Origin of the sequence: Streptomyces sp. NPDC015144, from assembly GCF_043079735.1 — a bacterium.
Classification (GTDB): Bacteria; Actinomycetota; Actinomycetes; order Streptomycetales; family Streptomycetaceae; genus Streptomyces.
Genome location: NZ_JBIBUU010000014.1, coordinates 151,439 through 172,091, shown reverse-complemented (window position 1 = coordinate 172,091; position 20,653 = coordinate 151,439). Strand labels below are relative to the sequence as shown.

The following is a 20,653-nucleotide window of genomic DNA, read 5'->3' as shown; positions in this document are numbered from 1 at the left end:
ATAACCGGAGCGGTCTCCTACGCTTATCGCCATGGTCAGCCCTTCCGCGTACGCCCTCGTCGCCACCGACCTGGACGGCACCCTGCTGCGCAGCGACGACACCGTGAGCCTCCGGACCCGGGCGGCGCTCGCGCTGGCCGCGCGCGCGGGCGCCCGGCATATCGTGGTGACGGGACGGCCGGTGCCCGCGATACGCGGACTCCTGGACGGGCTCGGCTACCGGGGGCCCGCCGTGTGCGGGCAGGGGGCCCAGCTGTACGACGCCGGGTCCGGGCGGCTCCTGCACGCGCTCACCCTGGACCGGGAGGCGGCCGAGACGGCGCTCGGCAAGATCGAGGCCCAGGTGGGGCCGGTCTTCGCCGCCGTGGACCAGGAAGGGACCGAGGGGCGGACCCTGATCGAGCCGGGCTTCCGGATGCCCCACCCGAGGCTCCCGGCCCAACGGATCGAGAAGCGGGCCGAGTTGTGGTCCGCGCCCGTACTGAAGGTGCTCGTCCGTCATCCGAGGCTCACCGACGACGCGCTGGCCGCGGCGGCCCGCGCGACCGTCGGCGAACTCGCCACCGTCACCCTCTCCGGCCCCGGCACGGTCGAACTCCAGCCGTACGGCGTCGACAAGGGCACCGGGCTGGCGCTGGCCGCCGCGTATCTCGGCGTGGACCCCGGGGCCTCGATCGCGTTCGGGGACATGCCCAACGACCTGCCGCTGTTCCGCACCGCCGGGCACGGCGTGGCCATGGCCGACGCCCATCCGGAGCTGCGGGCCGCCGCGGACGAGGTGACCGGGTCGAACGACCGGGACGGGGTCGCGCAGGTGCTGGAGCGGCTGTACGGCTGACGGGCGGGCCCGAGGGGCGACGAGGAAACGGGCGACGGGGGCCCGGACGGCGAAGGCACGGGCTTCGGGGGGCGACACGGGGCGCGCCGGCCGTCAGAGCGTCATGACGCAGTAGAGCCGGTGCGGCTCGGGGTGGGCCCGTGCCTCCTCGGCCAGCTCCGCCAGATCGTCCAGGAAGCCGGCCAGTTCCTCGGGCTCGGCGTCTCCCCCGAACTCCTCGATCCCCGACCAGGTCTCGGCCACCGCCGCGAAGCCGCCGGGTCTCGCCGCCGTGAGCGCGTCGCGCAGCTCGTCGGTGAGCGTGACCAGCCAGCGGGAGTCGTCCTCCGGGGAGCTGAGGAGCCGGTTGAAGCGCGGGAGCGACCTGACGTCCTCGTACGGCGTGCCGGTCAGCCCGCTCTCGGCCTGGCCCAGCTGCACGTACGGCTCGATCCCCTTGACCGGGAGCAGCGGGTGGCCGGACTCCTCGATGCCGCGCTCGAAGGCGGCCAGCGCCGCCGCGTCGTCCGGCGCGCTGAAGTAGTCGTAGAAGATCCCCATGCCCGCATGCTGGCACGCGGGTCTGACAATCCGTCCGGTCCGGTGGTGCAGGGCCCCGGCTCAGGGGGTGGGTGTCGCCCCGATCGAGCGGAGCACATGCGCGACCAGGTCGGCGATCTCCTTCTCGTCCTGCATCGGTCTGCGCAGCACATGGCGGAAGTACAGCGGCCCGATCAGCATCTCCACCGCCAGCCGCAGATCGGCGTCCGGCGGTATCTGGCCCTGCTCCTGGGCCCGTCGCAGCCGGTCGACCGCCTCTTCGAAGCGGGGGTCGAGCAGCTTGCCGCGTACCGTGCGGGTGAGTTCCTCGTCGTGGTGCATCTCGGAGAGGATTCCGGCGAACGCGGGGCCCAGCGGCGGGGTGGAGACCAGCCGGGACGCGCTCTCCAGCGTGGCCCGGAGATCGGCGACGACGTCCCCGGTGTCCTGGTACGTCATCGTGTCGACCAGGCCCTCGGCGAACGCTTCGAGGAGCACCGCGCTCTTCGACGGCCACCAGCGGTAGATCGTCTTCTTGCTGACACCGGCCCGGGCCGCGATGGCCTCGACGGTGACCCGGCCGTACCCCTTCTCCGTGCACAGTTCGAGGGCCGCCGTCAGCGTGGCCCTCCGTGATCGCTCGCTACGGCGCTCTGAAAACGGCGATGTGATCATTCGGTGAGCATAGGGGTGTTTGAACAGGGCCTTGTTGACAGCCTGTCGTCACAGGTCGAACAATATCGAGGCGGAAACGGAACGTGCCGTGTCGTGTCGTTCCGGTGATCCGCACCGTTCGTGCCGTTCGTGCCGCGACGAGCCGATCGGGGGACGGCTCGCCCGGCCGACGGTGCGACGGGCAGGTGCCCCGCCCGCCACCGCCGTTCACGCGGTGATGTCCTTCGCCGTGAACCGGGCCCAGGCCGCCGAGCCGAACACCGCCGCGTACAGCCCCTGGAGCCCGAGGTTCTTGACCACCTCGTCCCAGTAGACGGGGGCGCGCAGCAGGTCCGCGTACGACATCCAGTAGTGCGGGAAGAGGTAGGGGTGGACCGCGCTCAGCTGCGGGATGCCGTCGACGATCTGCACGGTGATCAGCAGGCCGACGGTGGCGGCCATGGCGGCGACGCCGCTGCCGGTGAGCGTCGAGACGAAGAGGCCGACGGCGGCGAAGCCGATCAGCGAGGCCGCGACGACGACCGCGATCAGTCCGGCCCGCAGCAGTCCCTCGCCGAAGCCGATCCGGGTGCCCGAGATGGTGGTGACGTCACCGGCCGGGAAGAGCAGCAGGCCCACGGCCAGGGCCGACACCGCCACGACCAGGGTCGCGAGCAGGCAGAACACCAGCACCGAGGCGTACTTCGTCAGCAGCAGCCGGGTCCGGCCGGCCGGGGCGACCAGCAGGTAGCGCAGCGTTCCGGCGGCGGCCTCGCCCGCGACCGCGTCGCCCGCGACGACCCCGACGGCCATCGGCAGGAAGATCGGGAGGGTGACGGCGAGGGCCGCGAAGACCAGGAAGAGGCCGTTGTTGGTGACCTGGGAGAGGAAGGCCGGTCCCGCCGCGTCGCCGCCCCCGTCCGGGCCGGGCGAGGAGCCGTGCCCGGTCTCGATCCGTACCGCGATGCCGATCAGCACGGGCACCGCGGCCAGCAGCCCGAGCAGGGCCAGGGTGCGCCAGCGGCGGAGGGTCAGGGACAGCTCGGAGCGGAGGATGCCGAAGGTCCACAGCGGGTTGCGGGACACCCGCCCGGAAACGGAGGCGGGGGCGGGGGCGGGGGCGGTTTCAGCCTGCGACATCGAAACCCTCTCCGGTGAGTGCGACGAAGGCGTCCTCCAGCGAGGCCCGTTCGATCCCGAAGGACCGCAGGCGGACGCCGGCGTGGACCAGGGCGGCGCTGAGGTCGGCGAGTTCGGTGCCGGGTGGCGGGGCCTCGGCGTCGACCCGGTCGCCGTCGACGGTGATCCCGGTGACGCCCAGCTCCCCCAGGACGCGGGCGGCGTCGCCCGGGTCGGGGGTGGTGACGGCCAGCCGGCCCCGGGCGCCCGCCGCCAGCTCGGCGACCGGGCCCTGGGTGAGGAGGCGGCCCCGGGCCATCACCGCCGCGTGCGTGCAGACCTGCTCGATCTCGTCGAGGAGGTGCGAGGAGAGGAAGACCGTGGTGCCGTCCGCCGCCAGCTCCCGGACCAGGGTGCGGATCTCCCGCATGCCCTGCGGGTCCAGGCCGTTGGTCGGTTCGTCGAGGACCAGCAGGCGGCGCGGGCGGAGCAGGGCGGCGGCGAGGCCGAGGCGCTGCTTCATGCCGAGCGAGTACGCCTTGGCCTTCTTCCCGGACGCGGCGGCGAGGCCGACCCGGTCCAGGGCCTCGGCCACCCGGGCCCGGCGGGTGCGCGGATCGGCGGTCGGGTCGGCGGAGTCGTACCGCAGGAGGTTGTCCCGGCCGCTGAGGAAGCCGTACGGGGCGGGGCCCTCGATCAACGTGCCGACCTGCGGGAGCACGGTGCGGGCGGCGTCGGGCACCGGGTGGCCGAGGAGCCGGGCGGTGCCGGAGGTCGGGGTGATCAGGCCCATCAGCATCCGGATGGTGGTGGTCTTGCCCGAGCCGTTGGGGCCGAGGAAGCCGAAGACGCTGCCGCCGGGGACCGTGAGGTCCAGGCCGTCGACGGCGAGCTGGCCGCCCCGGTACCGCTTGGTGAGGCCCCGGGTCTCGATCACGGGGCCGGGGGCGGCGGCCGTCGCGGGCTGTGTCATACGTACTCCCCCAGGGGTCGGACGGGACCGCCCCGCCGTACGGAGCGTACGACGGGGCGGCCGGGCGGTGCGTGGTGCGACGGTGCGTGCGGAGCACGCGGTGCGCGGGGAAGGGCCCGCGCCCGTACCGTCAGGAGGCGCCGTTCGCGACCTCGACCAGCTTCTCCTTGGTGACGGCGCCGACGTAGACGCGGCCGTCGTCGGTCATCAGCGTGTTGACGACGCGGGTCTGGAAGACGGTGCCCGAGCCGAACTTCCCGCTGACCTTGTCGCCCAGCGCGTCCAGGAACTGCCGGGCCTCGGCCGGGGCCTCCTGCGACGCCTTGTCGGGGAGCCCGGCGGCGCCCGGGACCTTGAACTCGGCGACGGCGCTCCAGCCCTCGCCGATGACCCGGGCCCCCTTCACGCCCTGGTCCCCCGCGCCGAGCTGCCCGGCGCCCGGGACCAGGCCTTCCAGCCCCTCCAGCCCCTTCGCGTCGGACCGGCCGGCCTTCCCGCCGTCCTCGTCCTCCTGGGCCTCGGTCACCTCGGTGCCCTTGGCCGGGGTGAAGGTGAACAGGGAGGCGTCCGGCTTCGCGAAGTCCACCTTGGTGAACCCGGCGTCGACGATCGCCTTGCCGCCCGAGCTCGGCAGCAGGGTGAACTTGAGCGGTACGCCGTTCTCCGCGTCGACCGCGATGGTGGCCGAGCCGATCGTGGAGCCGCTCTGCTTCGGCTTGACCACCAGCCGGTACGCGTCGCGCCCGGCGACCCGCGCGGTGCCGTCGACCGTCACCGAGGTGGTCGGTCCGGCGGCCTCCAGCACCTGCTCGGCCAGGGCCTGCGGGGTGGTGGGCACGCCCTCGGGCACGGACCGCTTCCCGGCGCGGTGCCCGGCGTCCTTCCCCGCCTCGTCCGCGGTGGCGTGGTAGGCCGTGTCGGACTTGCTGTCGTACGCCCAGACCTGGTCGCCGTTGCGGATCAGGCTGTACTCGGCGGCGTCGTCCAGGATGGACAGCCGCTGCTTGTCGGGGCCGTCGGCGGCCAGCCGGAGCGTGTGCGTGCCCGACACCAGCTCCGTCATCCGGTCCTTCGGGTCGGCGCTCGCGCCGCCCCGGCCGCCCGGCCCGTCCTCGCCGCCGGTGAAGGCGCCGGCCAGGCCGCCGAGCGAGGGGATGCCGAGGTCCGTGCTGATCCGCATCGTGCCGGAGAGCCGCTGCGTGTCCGAGGCGGCGATCTTCTCGATGAGTTCCTGCGCGCCGATCTTCGGCAGTTCGGGGTCGCCGGAGCTCGCGAGCGCCGGGACGAGCCCGATCGTCGCGGCGGCCACCCCGGCCACCGCGACCGGGACGATGTAGCGCGCCGCCTTGCGGCGTCCGACGCCGCCGTCGGCCGTGGTGCCGGTCGCTGCGCTGTCGTTCGGTGCCATCTGTGCCCTACCTCCGTGGTCGGCGGCTTTCCGTCCGGTTGCCCGTTCCGTGCCCACTCCGCGCCGCCATTCTCACCCGGTTCGGTCAGGAGTGGTTGTTCTCCATCTGACCAAATCGGCGGCCCCGGAACGTCAGCCCGCGGAAGCAACTCCGCCTACCTCTACGGGATGACACCGCGCCCCGCCGTACCGCGAACCGCGTCGGGGATGTCCCTGACACCCCACCGGCCGCAGGGGCCCCGCAAGGGGGTGACGGGGGCTCAGGGCCTGTGCCGGGTGGCCTTCGGCCGATGGGCGGACAGGACGTGGCAGCTCGGCCGGAGGCCGCCCGACAGGCTCTCAGCCCGCGCGGTGGACCACCGCGTCGCACAGCTCGTACAGCGCGGCCTTCGCGTAGCCGTCGGGCAGCGGCGCCAGCGTGGCGCGCGCCTCCTCCGCGTACCGCACGGTGTCCCGCCGGGCCTGCTCCAGCGCCGGGTGGGCGCGCAGCCTGCGCAGCGCCTCGGCGTGCCGGGCGTCGTCACCGAGGTCGCCGTCGAGCAGCTCGACGAGCTCCACGTCCTCGGGCCTGCCCTCGGCCGCGGCCCGGGCCCGCAGATGGAGCACCGGGAGCGTCGGGATGCCCTCGCGGAGGTCGGTGCCCGGGGTCTTCCCGGACTCGTGGGAGTCGGAGGCGATGTCGAGCACGTCGTCGGCGAGCTGGAAGGCGACGCCGAGCCGCTCCCCGTACTGGGTCAGCACGTCGACCGCCGCATCGTCCGCGCCGGCCGTCATCGCGCCGAAGCGGCAGGCCACCGCGATCAGCGAGCCGGTCTTGCCGCGCAGCACCTCCAGGTAGTGCTCCACCGGGTCGGCGCCCTCGGCCGGGCCGGCGGTCTCCAGGATCTGGCCGGTGACCAGCCGCTCGAACGCCTCCGCCTGGACGCGCACGGCCTCAGGGCCGAGGTCGGCCAGTATGTGCGAGGCCCGGGAGAAGAGGAAGTCGCCGGTCAGCACGGCCACCGAGTTGCTCCAGCGGGTGTTGGCGCTGGGCACACCGCGGCGCACCTCCGCCTCGTCCATCACGTCGTCGTGGTACAGCGTCGCGAGGTGCGTCAGCTCGACGACGACGGCGGCGGGCACCACGCCCGGCGCGTCCGGGTCACCGAACTGGGCGGCCAGTATCCCGAGCAGCGGCCGGAAGCGCTTGCCCCCGGCGCGGACCAGGTGCTGCGCGGCCTCCGTGATGAAGGGCACGCTGCTCTTGGTGGCATCGAGCAGCCCGGACTCGACAGCGGCCAAACCGGCCTGGACACCGGCCTCAAGCGCCTGGTCCCGCACGCTCAGCCCGAACGGCCCGACGACGGTCACGAGGGGTTCTCCTGTCTGCTGTCGATCACACGGAATGTCGATGTGTCGCTGCCATCACTCAAGTCAGCGTATCCGGTCCCCTTTGGATCACCGTGGGCGCCTTCCCGCCACCGCCGGTATGTTCGGGATCAGCTCATACGATCAGGAGTTCTCCCTTTGTCCCCCACGGCCTCCGACACCCAGCCGACCAAACCGCCCCGCACGGACGACCATGCCTTTTTCGGCCAGCCACGGGGTCTGATGACCCTGTCGGGCCTGGAGGTCTGGGAGCGGTTCTCGTTCCTGGGCATGCAGGCGATTCTGGTCCTCTACTTCGCCGACACGGTGTCCCGCGGCGGCATGGGCATGTCGCCCGGCACCGCCGCCTCGGTCTCGGCCGCCTACGGCACACTCGTCTATCTGGTGTCCGTCGCGGGCGGCTGGCTGGCCGACCGGATGCTCGGCTCGTACCGCGCGGTGCTCTACGGCGGAGTCCTCATCGCCTGCGGGCACTACGCCATGGCGGTGCCCACCGACGCGATGACCTGGACCGGCCTCGGACTGATCAGCGCGGGAACGGGCCTGCTCAAGCCCAATGTGGCCACCATGGTCGGCAAGCTCTACCGCACCGACGACGAGCGCCGGGACGCCGGATTCGCGCTCTACTACATGGGCATCAACATCGGCGCGTTCCTCGGCCCGCTGGTCACCGGCTGGCTCGGCGACCACGCGAGCTGGCACTGGGGCTTCTCGGCCGCCGCCTTCGGCATGACCCTCGGCCTGATCCAGTACGTACTGGGCCGCCGTCACCTGGCCGGGCGAAAGCACTCGGCCGAATTCGCCCTCTCCCCGGAGGCGATGCGGCGGGCCGTACGGCTCATCGTGGCCGGGGCCGTGGTCGTCGCCGTCCTCGCCACCGCCCTGTCCCTGGCGGGGTGGCTCACCATGGGCCGCCTCGTCGACCTGCTCACCCTGATCTCGGTGATCGCGCCGGTGGTGTACTTCGCGGTGATGTTCCGCAGCCCCCGGGTCACGGCCGAGGAACGCGGCAGGCTGCGCCCGTACGTGGTGCTCTTCCTGGCCTCGGTGGTGTTCAACTTCATCCTGTTCCAGGCGTACTCGACGATGATGCTGCTCGCGTCGACCAACGCCCGCACCGAGATCCTCGGCTTCCACTTCCCGGCGAGCTGGTACGCCTCCGCGCTCGGCGCCTTCGAGGTGGCGCTCGCCCCGGTGGTCGCCGCCGTCTGGGCACGGATGGGGCCGCGCCAGCCGCACGCCTCCAACAAGATCGCGATCGGGGTGATCCTCGGCGGGCTGTCGTTCCTGCTGATGGTCCTGCCCACCTCGGGCCACACCGGCGACACGTACAAGATGGCCGCCTGGTGGATCGTCGGCTCCTACCTGCTGCTCGGCCTCGGCGACATCCTGCTGGAGACCTCCGGCATGTCCGCGACCACCAAGCTCGCCCCCAAGGCGTTCACCAGCCAGACGATGGCGCTCTGGTTCCTCTCGCTGGCCCTCGCCAACGGCATCCAGGCCCAGGTCGTGAAGGTCTACGGCGAGGTCTCCAACCCCGTCTACTTCGGCGTCAACGGCGCGATCGCGGTGGTGGGCGGCCTGGCCGTCGTCGCCTCCGCCCCCTGGCTCAGGCGCACCATGCACCCCGTCCACTGAGGTACCACCATGCACATCCGCACCACGTTCCCGTACGAGACCGTCCGCGAGGACGTCCGCATCCCGCTGCCGGACGGCACCCTGCTGTACGCCCGGGTCTGGCGCCCGGTCACCGAGGAGCCGGTGCCCGCGCTCCTGGAGTACCTGCCGTACCGGCTGACCGACTGGACGGCGCCGCGCGACTGGCAGCGCCACCCCTGGTACGCCGGACACGGCTACGCCTCCGTCCGCGTCGACGTGCGCGGCCACGGCAACAGCGAGGGGATGCCGGGCGACGAGTACGACGCGACGGAACTGGCGGACGGCGTCGCCGTCGTCCACTGGCTGGCCGAGCAGGAGTGGTGCTCGGGCCGGGTCGGCATGTTCGGCATCTCCTGGGGCGGCTTCAACTCGCTCCAGATCGCCGCGCTGGCCCCCGAGCCGCTGAAGGCGGTCGTCACCGTCTGCTCCACCGACGACCGCTACGACAACGACGTCCACTACATGGGCGGCTCGGTCCTCGGCGTCGACATGCACGCCTGGGCGGCCACCATGCTGGCCTTCGTCTCCCGCCCGCCGGACCCGGCGCACGTCGGCGCGGGCTGGAAGGACATGTGGCTGGAGCGGCTGGAGAAGGTCGAGCCGTTCATCCACACCTGGCTGGCCCACCAGACCCGCGACGCGTACTGGAAGCACGGCAGCGTCTGCGAGGACTACTCCGCGATCCGGGCGAAGGTCCTCGCGGTGGGCGGCTGGCACGACCCGTACCGCGACACCGTGCTCCGGCTCGTCGAGCACCTCCCGGCGGACCGGGTGCGCGGGCTGATCGGGCCCTGGTCGCACCAGTACCCGGACCGGGGGCTGCCGCCGGGGCCGTCGATCGGCTTCCTCCAGGAGACGCTGCGCTGGTGGGACCAGCACCTGAAGGACGAGGACACCGGCGTGATGGCCGAGCCGCTGCTGCGGTCCTGGATCAGCGCCTCGCACCGCCCCGCCACGGTCTACGAGACGCTGCCGGGGCGCTGGGTCGGGGACGACGCCTGGCCGTCCCCGAACGTCTCCCCCGTCGCGTACGCGCTCGGCGGCGGCCCGCAGACCGTCGATTCGCCGCAGCGCACCGGGCTGGACGCCGGGCGCTTCTTCCCGTTCGGCAACGACGCCGACCTGCCGCCCGACCAGCGCGACGAGGACGCCAAGTCGGTCTGCTTCGAGTTCCCGGTCGAGGGCGCCCCGATCGAGATCCTCGGCCGCCCCCGGGTGACGCTGCGCATCCGGATGGACGTACCGCGCGGCCAGGCGATCGCCCGGCTCTGCGACGTGGCCCCGGACGGCTCCTCCACCCTGGTCACCCGGGGCGCGCTGAACCTCTCCGCCCGGCACGGCCGCGACCGGGTGGTGGAGTGGCCGCCCGGCGCCACCGAGGACGTCACCTTCGAGCTGAACGGGATCGGGCACACCTTCCCGCCCGGCCACCGCATCCGGCTCGCGGTCTCCTCCGCGTACTGGCCGTGGATCTGGCCGCAGGCCGGCTCGGTGGGCTTCACCCTCGACGCCGACGGCAGCCAGGTCGAGCTGCCGGTGCGCCGCGCCGCCGCGGAGCCGGAGATCCGGTTCGAGGAACCGGAGCAGTCGGAGCCGCTCGGCGTGGTGTACCCGGCGACCCTCGACGAGCAGCGCCCGGAGCGGCTGGTGGTCCGGGACGTCGCCAAGGGCGAGTGGCGGCTGGAGGTCGACCCCCGCTACGGCGGCACCCGGGTCTACCCGGACGGCCTGGAGTTCACCGAGGACGCCCTGGAGACGTACACGATCCAGGAGGACGACCCGCTCTCCGCCCGCACCCGCTCCGACTGGACGGTCCGGCTGCACCGGCCCGAACTGGCCTGGGACGTGCGGATCTCGACCCGCTCGGAGATCACCGCGGACGCGGACGACTTCGTCACCTCCGACGAGGTCGTCTGCACGGAGGGCGGCGAGGTCGTCTTCCACCGCACCTGGGAGCGGCGCATCCCGCGCACGGCGGGGTGAGCCGGGCCGGTGCCCGGACACCGTGGAACTTTCCGGGCATCGGCCCCAGTTGGGACACTCCCGCGACGGGGCGGCGCCGACGTAACGTGTCCCCCAAGCGACCTGGAAAGCGAGGCAGCAACACATGCCCGAGCAGAGCAGCCCGCTCGATCTGGCCGAGGGCGACCCCTTCGGCCCGCACAACCTTCCCTACGGTGTGTTCTCCACCCCCGACCACCCCGAGGACCGCCGGGTCGGCGTCCGCATCGGCGACCACGTCCTGGACGCCGGGGCCGCGGCGCACGCGCTCGGCTCGCCCTACGCGCGCCTCCTCGCCCAGCCCGACCTGACCGCCCTGCTGGCGGCGGGCCGCACCGCCTGGCGGGACGTCCGGCGGGCCCTCACCGCCTGGGTCACCGTCCCGGCGCACCGCGCGGACATCGAGCCGCTGCTCCACCCGCTGGACGCCGTGACCCTCCACCTGCCGTACCAGGTGGGCGACTACGTCGACTTCTACGCGAGCGAGAACCACGCCACCAACGTCGGGAAGATCTTCCGCCCGAACGCCGAGGCGCTGACGCCCAACTGGAAGCACCTGCCGATCGGTTACCACGGGCGCTCCGGCACCGTCGTCGTCTCCGGCACGGACGTGGTCCGCCCGTCCGGCCAGCGCAAGGCCCCGGCCGACCCGGCCCCGGTCTTCGGCCCCTCCGTCAAGCTGGACATCGAGGCCGAGGTCGGCTTCGTCGTCGGCGTCGGCTCCGCGCAGGGCACCCCGGTCCCGCTGGGCTCCTTCCGGGACCACGTCTTCGGGCTCTGCCTGCTCAACGACTGGTCGGCGCGGGACATCCAGGCGTGGGAGTACGTCCCGCTCGGCCCGTTCCTCGGCAAGTCCTTCGCCACCTCCGTGTCGGCCTGGGTGACCCCGCTGGAGGCCCTGGAGGCGGCCCGGATCGCGCCCCCGGCCCGCGACCTCCCGCTCCTGCCCTACCTGGACGACGCCGACGCGGACGAGCCCGGCGGCCTCGACCTGCGGATCTCCGTCGCGATCAACGGCGAGACGGTCGCGGAGCCGCCGTTCTCCACCATGTACTGGACCGCCGCCCAGATGCTGGCCCAGATGACGGTGAACGGCGCCTCGCTGCGCACCGGCGACCTGTACGGCTCCGGCACCGTCAGCGGCGCCGAGCCCGGACAGCGCGGCTCCCTGCTGGAGCTGACCTGGAACGGCACCGAGCCGCTGGAACTCGCGGACGGCAAGCGCACCTTCCTGGAGGACGGCGACACGGTGACGCTGACCGCCTGGGCGCCGGGGCCGGACTCCACCCGGATCGGCATCGGCGAGGTCACCGGCCGGATCGTCCCCGCGTCATGACCCAGCCCGCCCCGGAGCTCACGCTCCCCGAAGAACTGCTGCTGCTCGCACTCCACCCGCTGCGCGGCCGGCCGCTGTGCCGCGCCCGGTCCCTGGAGTACGGGACGGCCGGCGCGGCCCTGCGGGAGCTGGAGCTCCAGGGGCGGGTCACCGAGGAGCGCGGCCGGGTCGGGGTGACCGGCCTGCCCGCTCCCGCGGACCCCTTTCTCGGGCAGGTGCTGGACAGCCTGGCGACCCCGCGGGCGCGCGGACTCGGCGCGCGGGGCTGGGTGCGGCAGACCGGGCAGTACACCGGGGAGCTCTGCCTGGAGCACCTGGTGCGCCGCTCGGTGCTGCGCCGGGAGACCGGCCGCCTGCTGGGCCTGCTGCCGTTCCACCGCCATCTGGCCGAGGACCCGGGCCTGCCGCTCGCGGTCCGCGACCGCTTCGCCGCCGCACAGGCCGCGGGCTTCCCGGAACCGCGCGGCCGGGCGCTGGCCGCCCTGGTCGCAGCGGTCGGCCTGGCGTCGGAGGTGGGGCGGGGCGGGCTGCGGTCCAGCTGGACGATGCACGGCCTGATCGACGACGACTGGGCCGCCCGCGCCGTCCACCACAACGTCCGCCGGGACCGGTCGTCCCACCGCGCCCCGTCCTTCACCTCGAAGACCTCCTCCAGCGACGACTGACGGACCCGGCTCCCCTGGAAAGCCCCTGGTCAGCCACGCACCAGGCGTTCACGCGTTCGGGGGAGCCATGTCCCGTTCCCGACGGATACGCTGAAAAGCCCCGCGAGACTCCACGTCATGGGAGCACTGATGAGCGTCGGACCCGAGGCCAACGAGCCGCGGTGGGCGGTTCCGCCCGTGGGCGGCTGGACCGCCGATGACCTGGACACACTCCCGAATCTGCCTCCACACACGGAGCTGATCGACGGGAGCCTTGTTTTCGTGAGTCCGCAGACCGTATTTCACGAGCGTGCGATCGACTACCTCAAGTGGCAGTTGCAGTCCCTCGCTCCGGCCGACCTGGAGGTCTTCCGCGAGTTCACCATCGACGTCGACTTCCAGAACAGGCCCGAACCCGATGTGGTCATCGTGCGGGCGGACGTCGTCGAGGGGCTGCGGCAGACCCGCTTCCCCGCGGACAGCGTGCTGCTGGCGATCGAGGTCGTGTCCGAGGAATCCGTCACCCGGGACCGCGAGACCAAGCCCGTGAAGTACGCGCGGGCGAGGATCCCGCACTACTGGCGGGTGGAGAACCACGACGACCGGGCCGTGGTCTACGTCTTCGAGCTGGAGCCGTCGACCGGGGCCTACACCTCCACCGGGATCTTCCACGACCGGATGAAGGTCTCCGTCCCCTTCCCCGTCGATCTCGACCTCACGGAGATCACCGCGCGGCGCCGGGCGGCGGAGCGGTAGTGGACCGCCCGCCACCCGGCCCGCGCGCTCACGCGTACTCGGGCGGCTCCTCGTCCCAGCCGAACTCCGCGTCGTCGTAGGGCGCCGCCGGGGCCTGGGCGCGGGGCGCCGGGGCGGGATCCTGGGCCGCCGGGGTCGCCTCGGGCGCCCGGGGCTCCGGGGCCGTCCGGGACTCCGGAGCCGCCAAGGACTCCTGGGGCGCCGGGGACTCCTGGGGCGCCGCCTCGCCGAGCTCCGCCAGGACCTCCAGCACGCCCTCCCCGTACGTCGCCAGCTTCTTCTCGCCCAGGCCGCTGATGCCGCCCAGCGCGGCGACCGAGTCCGGCCGGGCCGCGGCGATCTCGCGCAGGGTCGCGTCGTGGAAGATGACGTACGCCGGGACGCCCTGCTCCTTCGCCTGTGCGGCGCGCCAGGCCCGCAGCGCCTCGAAGACCGGAACGGCCTCCGGGGGCAGCTCGGCGGCGGCCGCCTGCGACTTCGTCCTGCGCTCGGCCTTGGTGGACCGGGACGCGGGCTTCGGCGCCTCCTTGCGCAGGTGGACCTCGCGCTGCCGCCCGAGGACCGAGCCGCTCTCCTCGGTCAGCACCAGCGTCCCGTACTCGCCCTCGACGGCGAGCAGCCCCTGCGCGAGCAACTGCCGTACGGCACCGCGCCATTCGGCCTCGCTCAGCTCCTCGCCGATGCCGAAGACGGAGAGCTGGTCGTGGTCGAACTGGATGACCTTCGCGGTGCGGCGGCCGAGCAGGATGTCGATGATCTGGCCCGCGCCGAACTTCTGCCCGCGCTCCCGCTTCAGCCGCACCACCGTCGACAGCAGCTTCTGCGCGGCCACCGTGCCGTCCCAGCTCTCCGGCGGGGTCAGGCAGGTGTCGCAGTTGCCGCAGTCCGTCGTGGTGGGCACCTGGCCGAAGTACGTCAGGAGCTGCGCCCGGCGGCAGCGGACCGTCTCGCACAGGGCCAGCATCGCGTCGAGGTGGGAGGCGGCGCGGCGGCGGAACGCCTCGTCGCCGTCGCCGCCCTGGATGAGCTTGCGCTGCTGGACCACGTCCTGGAGGCCGTACGCCATCCAGGCCGTGGACGGCTGCCCGTCGCGGCCGGCGCGGCCGGTCTCCTGGTAGTAGCCCTCGACCGACTTCGGCAGGTCGAGGTGGGCGACGAACCGCACGTCCGGCTTGTCGATGCCCATGCCGAAGGCGATCGTCGCGACGACGACCAGCCCCTCCTCGCGCAGGAACCGGGACTGGTGGGCGGCGCGGGTGCCCGCGTCGAGCCCCGCGTGGTACGGGACGGCCTCGATGCCGTTGCGGGAGAGGTACTCGGCGGTCTTCTCCGTCGAATTGCGCGAGAGGCAGTAGACGATGCCCGCGTCCCCGGCGTGCTCCTCCTTGAGGAAGGTGAGGAGCTGCTTCTTCGGGTCGGACTTGGACACGATCCGGTACTGGATGTTGGGGCGGTCGAAGCTGGCGACGAAGTGCTTGGCGTCGGGCATGCCGAGGCGCCGGGTGATCTCCTGGTGCGTGGCGTCGGTGGCGGTCGCGGTCAGCGCGATGCGCGGTACGTCGGGCCAGCGCTCGCCGAGGACCGAGAGGGCCAGGTAGTCGGGGCGGAAGTCGTGGCCCCACTGGGCGACGCAGTGCGCCTCGTCGATCGCGAAGACGGAGATTTCGCCGCGCGCGAGCAGGTCGAGCGTGGAGTCGAGCCGGAGCCGCTCCGGGGCCAGGTAGAGCAGATCGAGCTCACCGGCGAGGAACTGCGCCTCCATCGAGCGGCGCTCGTCGAAGTCCTGCGTCGAGTTGACGAACCCGGCGCGCACGCCGAGCGCCCGCAACGCGTCGACCTGGTCCTGCATGAGGGCGATCAGCGGGGAGACCACCACGCCCGTACCGGCTCTGACCAGGGCCGGGATCTGGTAGCAGAGGGATTTCCCGCCGCCCGTGGGCATGAGCACGACGGCGTCGCCGCCGGCCACCACATGGTCGACGATCGCTTCCTGCTCACCGCGGAACGCCTCGTAGCCGAACACCTTGTGCAGCGTCCGCCGTGCGTCGCTCTCCGTCACATCCATCGTTCCGCCCGCGCCCATCGCTCTGCCCTGCTCCGTGTTGCCGTCTCCCTGCCACGATAGGCGCCGCATACGACAGCGCCGGACGGGCTTGACTCGGCAAGGCCCGTCCGGCGCTGTTCGTGGCGTGCGCGGTGCGCTACCGCACGAAGATCCCCGCCTGGCTCGCCAGGTCCAGGAAGTACTGCGGGGCCAGGCCCAGCACCAGCGTGACCGCGACGCCCACCCCGATCGTCGTCATCGTCAGCGGCGACGGGACGGCGACCGTGGGGCCGTCCGCCTTCGGCTCGCTGAAGAACATCAGCACGATGACCCGGATGTAGAAGAACGCGGCGATCGCGGAGGAGATCACACCGACCACGACCAGTCCGCCCGCGCCGCCGTCCGCCGCCGCCTTGAACACGGCGAACTTCCCGGAGAAGCCGGAGGTGAGCGGGATACCGGCGAAGGCCAGCAGGAACACCGCGAAGACCGCGGCGACCAGCGGCGAGCGGCGGCCGAGCCCGGCCCACTTCGACAGGTGCGTGGCCTCGCCGCCCGCGTCGCGCACCAGGGTGACGACGGCGAAGGCGCCGACCGTCACGAAGGAGTACGCGCCGAGGTAGAAGAGGACCGACGAGATGCCGTCCGGGGTCGTCGCGATCACACCGGCGAGGATGAACCCGGCATGCGCGATCGAGGAGTAGGCCAGCAGCCGCTTGATGTCGGTCTGGGTGATCGCGACGATCGCCCCGCCCAGCATCGTGACGATCGCGACGGCCCACATCACCGGGCGCCAGTCCCAGGCGAGGCCCGGCAGCACCACGTACAGCAGCCGCAGCAGCGCGCCGAACGCGGCGACCTTGGTGGCCGCGGCCATGAAGCCGGTGACCGGGGTCGGGGCGCCCTGGTAGACGTCCGGGGTCCACATGTGGAAGGGCACGGCGCCGACCTTGAAGAGCAGGCCGGTGAGGATCATCGCGCCGCCGATCAGCAGCAGCGCGTCGTTGCCCATGGTGGCGGCGAGCGCCGGGTCGATCTGGGTGACCGAGCCGTCGACGACCTGGGCGATCCGGGCGTACGAGACGGAGCCCGCGTACCCGTAGAGCAGGGCGATCCCGAAGAGCAGGAAGGCCGAGGAGAACGCGCCGAGCAGGAAGTACTTCACCGCGGCCTCCTGCGACATCAGCCGCTTGCGGCGGGCGACGGCGCAGAGCAGGTAGAGCGGGAGGGAGAAGACCTCCAGGGCCACGAAGAGCGTCAGCAGGTCGTTGGCGGCCGGGAAGACCAGCATCCCGGCCACCGAGAACAGCACCAGCGGGAAGACCTCGGTGGTGGTGAACCCGGCCTTGACCGCGGCCTTCTCGCTGTCGCTGCCGGGGACCGAGGCGGCCTGGGCGGCGAAGGAGTCGACGTGGTTGCCGTGCGAGGCGGGGTCGAGCCTGCGCTCGGCGAAGGTGAAGACGGCGACCAGCGAGGTCAGCAGGATGGTGCCCTGCAGGAAGAGCGTCGGCCCGTCGATCGCGATGGCGCCCATCGCGGCGATGTGCGCCTTCGTCGTCGCGTAGCCGCTGGCCGCCAGGCCGACCACCGAGGCGAACGCGGCGGCCAGCGCGACGACCGTGAGGAAGACCTGCGTGTAGTAGCGGGCCCGGCGCGGCACGAACGCCTCGACGAGCACGCCCACCACGGCGACACCGATCACGATGAGGACCGGCATGAGCTGGGTGTACTCGATGACCGGCGCCTTGAACCTCTCGACGGGGGCGGCCGCCGTCACCCCGCCCGCCGTCGTCCACAGACCGTGGACAGCTGTTGCGCTCACTTGGCGGCCTCCACCTCAGGCTGGGGGTCCTTCTTCTGGACGTCCGACATGGTGTGCTGCACCGCCGGGTTGACGATCTCGGTCAGCGGTTTCGGATAGACGCCCAGGAAGAGCAGCAGCGCGATCAGCGGGACGACCACCGCCAGCTCCCGGACCTTGAGGTCCGCCATGCCCTGGACCTCGGCCTTCACCGGGCCCGTCATCGTCCGCTGGTAGAGGACGAGTACGTAGAGCGCGGCGAGCACGATGCCGGTGGTGGCGACGATGCCCGCCGCCGGGTAGGCGCTGAACGCGCCGACCAGGACCAGGAACTCGCTGACGAACGGGGCGAGCCCGGGCAGCGACAGGGTCGCCAGACCGCCGATCAGGAAGGTGCCGGCCAGGATCGGCGCCACCTTCTGGACCCCGCCGTAGTCGGCGATGAGCCGGGAGCCGCGCCGGGTGATCAGGAAGCCCGCCACCAGCATCAGCGCGGCGGTCGAGATCCCGTGGTTGACCATGTAGAGCGTGGCGCCGGACTGGCCCTGGCTGGTCATCGCGAAGATGCCCAGGATGATGAAGCCGAAGTGCGAGATCGACGCGTAGGCGATCAGGCGCTTGATGTCGCGCTGGCCGACGGCGAGCAGCGCCCCGTAGACGATGCTGATCAGCGCCAGGACGACGATCACCGGCGTCGCCCACTTGCTGGCCTCCGGGAAGAGCTGGAGGCAGAAGCGGAGCATCGCGAAGGTGCCGACCTTGTCGACGACCGCGGTGATCAGGACGGCCACCGGGGAGGTCGCCTCGCCCATCGCGTTGGGCAGCCAGGTGTGCAGCGGCCACAGCGGGGCCTTCACCGCGAAGGCGAAGAAGAACCCGAGGAAGAGCCAGCGCTCGGTGCCGGTCGCCATGGAGAGCGAGCCGTTGGCGCGGGCCTCGGCGATCTCGGACAGCGAGAACGTCCCCGCGACGACGTAGAGGCCGATCACGGCGGCCAGCATGATGAGCCCGCCGGCCAGGTTGTAGAGGAGGAACTTGACCGCGGCGTACGAGCGCTGCGCCGCCGCGTTCTCGTCGCTCCCGGAGTGCGCCCGGTCCCCGAAGCCGCCGATGAGGAAGTACATCGGGATGAGCATGGCTTCGAAGAGGATGTAGAAGAGGAAGACGTCGGTGGCCTCGAAGGAGAGGATCACCATCGCCTCGACCATGAGGATCAGGGCGAAGAAGCCCTGGGTCGGGCGCCATCGATACGGCTTCGTCTCGTTGGGGCCTCCCCCGCTCGAACGGAGTTGAGAGCTTGGGGACGGATCGGCGTCGTTCCAGCCGGCCAGGATGACGAAGGGGATCAGCAGGGCGGTGAGCGCCATGAGCGCGACGCCGATGCCGTCGACGCCCAGTTCGTAGCGGACGCCGAAGTCCTTGATCCAGGCGTGCGATTCGGTGAGCTGGTAGCGCTCGCCGCCGGGCTCGAAGCGGGCGAGCGCGAGGCCCGCCAGGACGAGCGTGGCCAGCGAGAAGACCAGCGCCGTCCATTTCGCGGCGGTGCGCTTCGCGGCCGGGACGGCGGCGGTGGCGACCGCCCCGATCGCCGGGAGCGCCGCGGTCGCTGTCAGGAGGGGAAAGGACATGTGATCAGACCGCCCTCATCAGCAGGGTCACGGCGATGAGGACCGCCGTACCGCCGAACATCGAGACCGCGTAGGAGCGGGCGTAGCCGTTCTGCAGCTTGCGCAGCCGGCCGGAGAGACCGCCCATCGAGGCCGCCGTGCCGTTGACGACGCCGTCGACCAGGGTGTGGTCGACGTAGACCAGGGAGCGGGTGAGGTGCTCGCCGCCGCGGACCAGGACCACGTGGTTGAAGTCGTCCTGGAGGAGGTCGCGGCGGGCGGCCCGGGTGAGCAGCGAGCCGCGCGGGGCGGTGACCGGAACGGGCTTGCGTCCGTACATCGCCCAGGCGAGGGCGACGCCGACGACGAGGACCACCATGGTGGCGGCGGTGACCGTCGTGGCGCTGACGGGCGCGTGTCCGTGGCTGTGCTGGGTGACCGGCTCCAACCAGTTCAGGAAGCGGTCGCCGATGGAGAACAGCCCGCCGGCGAAGACCGAGCCGAAGGCGAGGACGATCATGGGGATGGTCATCGACTTCGGGGACTCGTGCGGGTGCGGCTCGTTGCCGTCCGCGTCGGGCTGCCAGCGCTTCTCGCCGAAGAACGTCATCAGCATCACGCGCGTCATGTAGAACGCGGTGATCGCGGCGCCCAGCAGGGCCACGGAGCCGAGGATCCAGCCCTCGGTGCCGCCCTTGGCGAACGCCGCCTCGATGATCTTGTCCTTGGAGAAGAAGCCGGACAGTCCGGGGAATCCGATGATCGCCAGATAGCCGAGGCCGAAGGTGATGAAGGTGACCGGCATGTACTTCCGCAGGCCGCCGAACTTCCGCATGTCGACCTCGTCGTTCATGCCGTGCATGACCGAACCGGCGCCGAGGAAGAGCCCGGCCTTGAAGAAGCCGTGCGTCACCAGGTGCATGATCGCGAAGACGTAGCCGATCGGGCCGAGCCCGGCGGCCAGGATCATGTAGCCGATCTGCGACATCGTCGAACCGGCGAGGGCCTTCTTGATGTCGTCCTTCGCGCAACCGACGATCGCCCCGAAGAGCAGGGTGACCGCGCCGACGACCACGACGACCAGCTGGGCGTCCGGCGCCCCGTTGAAGATCGCGCCGGAGCGGACGATGAGGTAGACGCCCGCGGTGACCATGGTCGCGGCGTGGATGAGGGCGGAGACCGGGGTCGGGCCCTCCATCGCGTCACCGAGCCAGGACTGGAGCGGCACCTGGGCCGACTTGCCGCATGCCGCGAGGAGCAGCATCAGGCCGATCGCCGTCAGCTTGCCCTCGCTCGTCTCCCCGGTCGCTTCTAGGACCGGGCCGAAGGCGAAGGTGCCGAAGGTGGTGAACATCAGCATGATCGCGATCGACAGGCCCATGTCGCCGACCCGGTTGACCAGGAACGCCTTCTTGGCGGCGGTGGCCGCGCTGGGCTTGTGCTGCCAGAAGCCGATGAGCAGGTACGACGCCAGGCCGACGCCCTCCCACCCGGCGTACAGCAGCAGGTAGTTGTCGGCGAGGACCAGCAGGAGCATCGCCGCGAGGAACAGGTTCAGATAGGCGAAGAAGCGACGGCGGCGTTCGTCGTGCTCCATGTAGCCGATCGAGTAGATGTGGATCAGGGTGCCCACACCGGTGATCAGCAGGACGAACGTCATCGACAGCTGGTCGAGCTGGAAGGCCACGTCGGCCTGGAAGCCCTCGACCGGTACCCAGCTGAACAGCTTCTGGTGCAGGGCCCGGTCCTCCGCGCCCTTCCCGAGCATGTCGAGGAAGAGCACGACGCCGATGACGAAGGAGGCGGCGGCGAGCAGGGTGCCGAGCCAGTGCCCGGCGCGGTCCAGCCGTCGTCCGCCGCAGAGCAGGACCGCCGCTCCGAGCAGGGGCGCCGCCACGAGCAGCGCGATCAGGTTCTCCACGATTC

General features: G+C 72.0%; 16 protein-coding genes. 6 read left to right on the top strand and 10 right to left on the bottom strand.

The annotated features are described in order from the left end of the window. Window positions 1-31 precede the first annotated feature (31 nt). Entirely contained in the window at window positions 32-838 is an 807-nt protein-coding gene (locus ACF08W_RS23725; RefSeq protein ID WP_385208016.1) for an HAD family hydrolase, read from the top strand. Window positions 839-931: 93 nt separating this feature from the next. Here the strand turns inward: ACF08W_RS23725 and ACF08W_RS23720 are convergent, their stop codons facing one another. The 6 genes from ACF08W_RS23720 to ACF08W_RS23695 form a co-directional block, all read right to left on the bottom strand. Continuing rightward, entirely contained in the window at window positions 932-1,378 is a 447-nt protein-coding gene (locus tag ACF08W_RS23720) for a hypothetical protein (protein WP_392280445.1), read from the bottom strand. A gap of 60 nt (window positions 1,379-1,438) precedes the next feature. Then, entirely contained in the window at window positions 1,439-2,032 is a 594-nt protein-coding gene (locus ACF08W_RS23715) for a TetR/AcrR family transcriptional regulator (protein ID WP_352276037.1), read from the bottom strand. Window positions 2,033-2,239: 207 nt separating this feature from the next. Continuing rightward, a complete protein-coding gene (locus ACF08W_RS23710) occupies window positions 2,240-3,151 on the bottom strand; it encodes an ABC transporter permease (RefSeq protein WP_392280444.1) in 912 nt (303 codons plus the stop codon). Continuing rightward, window positions 3,138-4,103: an ABC transporter ATP-binding protein gene (locus ACF08W_RS23705; protein ID WP_352276034.1), complete on the bottom strand. Its 966-nt coding sequence runs from the start codon at window positions 4,101-4,103 to the stop codon at window positions 3,138-3,140. Before ACF08W_RS23705 ends, ACF08W_RS23710 begins: the two co-directional genes overlap by 14 nt. Window positions 4,104-4,233: 130 nt before the next feature. Next, window positions 4,234-5,511, bottom strand: coding sequence for an outer membrane lipoprotein carrier protein LolA (locus tag ACF08W_RS23700; RefSeq protein WP_392280443.1), 1,278 nt, complete (start codon window positions 5,509-5,511; stop codon window positions 4,234-4,236). A 339-nt stretch (window positions 5,512-5,850) separates the two neighbouring features. Then, window positions 5,851-6,861 carry a polyprenyl synthetase family protein gene (locus tag ACF08W_RS23695; protein WP_352276031.1) on the bottom strand — a complete coding sequence of 337 codons (1,011 nt, stop codon included), beginning with the start codon at window positions 6,859-6,861 and terminating at the stop codon, window positions 5,851-5,853. A gap of 156 nt (window positions 6,862-7,017) precedes the next feature. On the opposite strand from ACF08W_RS23695, the gene ACF08W_RS23690 reads away from it, so the two are divergent. The 5 genes from ACF08W_RS23690 (at window position 7,018) to ACF08W_RS23670 (ending at window position 13,275) form a co-directional block, all read left to right on the top strand. Next, window positions 7,018-8,517, top strand: a complete 1,500-nt coding sequence (locus ACF08W_RS23690; protein ID WP_392280442.1) for a peptide MFS transporter — start codon at window positions 7,018-7,020, stop codon at window positions 8,515-8,517. 9 nt (window positions 8,518-8,526) lie between these two features. Then, window positions 8,527-10,521, top strand: coding sequence for a CocE/NonD family hydrolase (locus ACF08W_RS23685; protein WP_385207995.1), 1,995 nt, complete (start codon window positions 8,527-8,529; stop codon window positions 10,519-10,521). 124 nt (window positions 10,522-10,645) lie between these two features. After that, entirely contained in the window at window positions 10,646-11,875 is a 1,230-nt protein-coding gene (gene fahA / locus ACF08W_RS23680; RefSeq protein ID WP_385207992.1) for a fumarylacetoacetase, read from the top strand. After that, window positions 11,872-12,540 carry a GPP34 family phosphoprotein gene (locus tag ACF08W_RS23675; protein WP_392280441.1) on the top strand — a complete coding sequence of 223 codons (669 nt, stop codon included), beginning with the start codon at window positions 11,872-11,874 and terminating at the stop codon, window positions 12,538-12,540. Before fahA ends, ACF08W_RS23675 begins: the two co-directional genes overlap by 4 nt. Before the next feature lie 129 nt (window positions 12,541-12,669). Continuing rightward, the gene (locus ACF08W_RS23670; protein ID WP_352276022.1) at window positions 12,670-13,275 is read left to right on the top strand and encodes a Uma2 family endonuclease; all 606 of its coding nucleotides are present in this window, start codon (window positions 12,670-12,672) and stop codon (window positions 13,273-13,275) included. A gap of 28 nt (window positions 13,276-13,303) precedes the next feature. On the opposite strand, the gene recQ is transcribed toward ACF08W_RS23670, so the two are convergent. The 4 genes from recQ to nuoL form a co-directional block, all read right to left on the bottom strand. Continuing rightward, window positions 13,304-15,340 carry a DNA helicase RecQ gene (gene recQ, locus ACF08W_RS23665; RefSeq protein WP_392280440.1) on the bottom strand — a complete coding sequence of 679 codons (2,037 nt, stop codon included), beginning with the start codon at window positions 15,338-15,340 and terminating at the stop codon, window positions 13,304-13,306. 136 nt (window positions 15,341-15,476) lie between these two features. Continuing rightward, window positions 15,477-17,141, bottom strand: a complete 1,665-nt coding sequence (nuoN, locus tag ACF08W_RS23660) for an NADH-quinone oxidoreductase subunit NuoN (RefSeq protein WP_352276020.1) — start codon at window positions 17,139-17,141, stop codon at window positions 15,477-15,479. Further along, window positions 17,138-18,748 carry an NADH-quinone oxidoreductase subunit M gene (locus ACF08W_RS23655; protein WP_352276018.1) on the bottom strand — a complete coding sequence of 537 codons (1,611 nt, stop codon included), beginning with the start codon at window positions 18,746-18,748 and terminating at the stop codon, window positions 17,138-17,140. Before ACF08W_RS23655 ends, nuoN begins: the two co-directional genes overlap by 4 nt. A 4-nt stretch (window positions 18,749-18,752) precedes the next feature. Then, window positions 18,753-20,648 (bottom strand): NADH-quinone oxidoreductase subunit L, encoded by a 1,896-nt coding sequence (gene nuoL / locus ACF08W_RS23650; RefSeq protein ID WP_352276017.1) that lies wholly within the window; start codon window positions 20,646-20,648, stop codon window positions 18,753-18,755. Window positions 20,649-20,653: the final 5 nt, after the last annotated feature.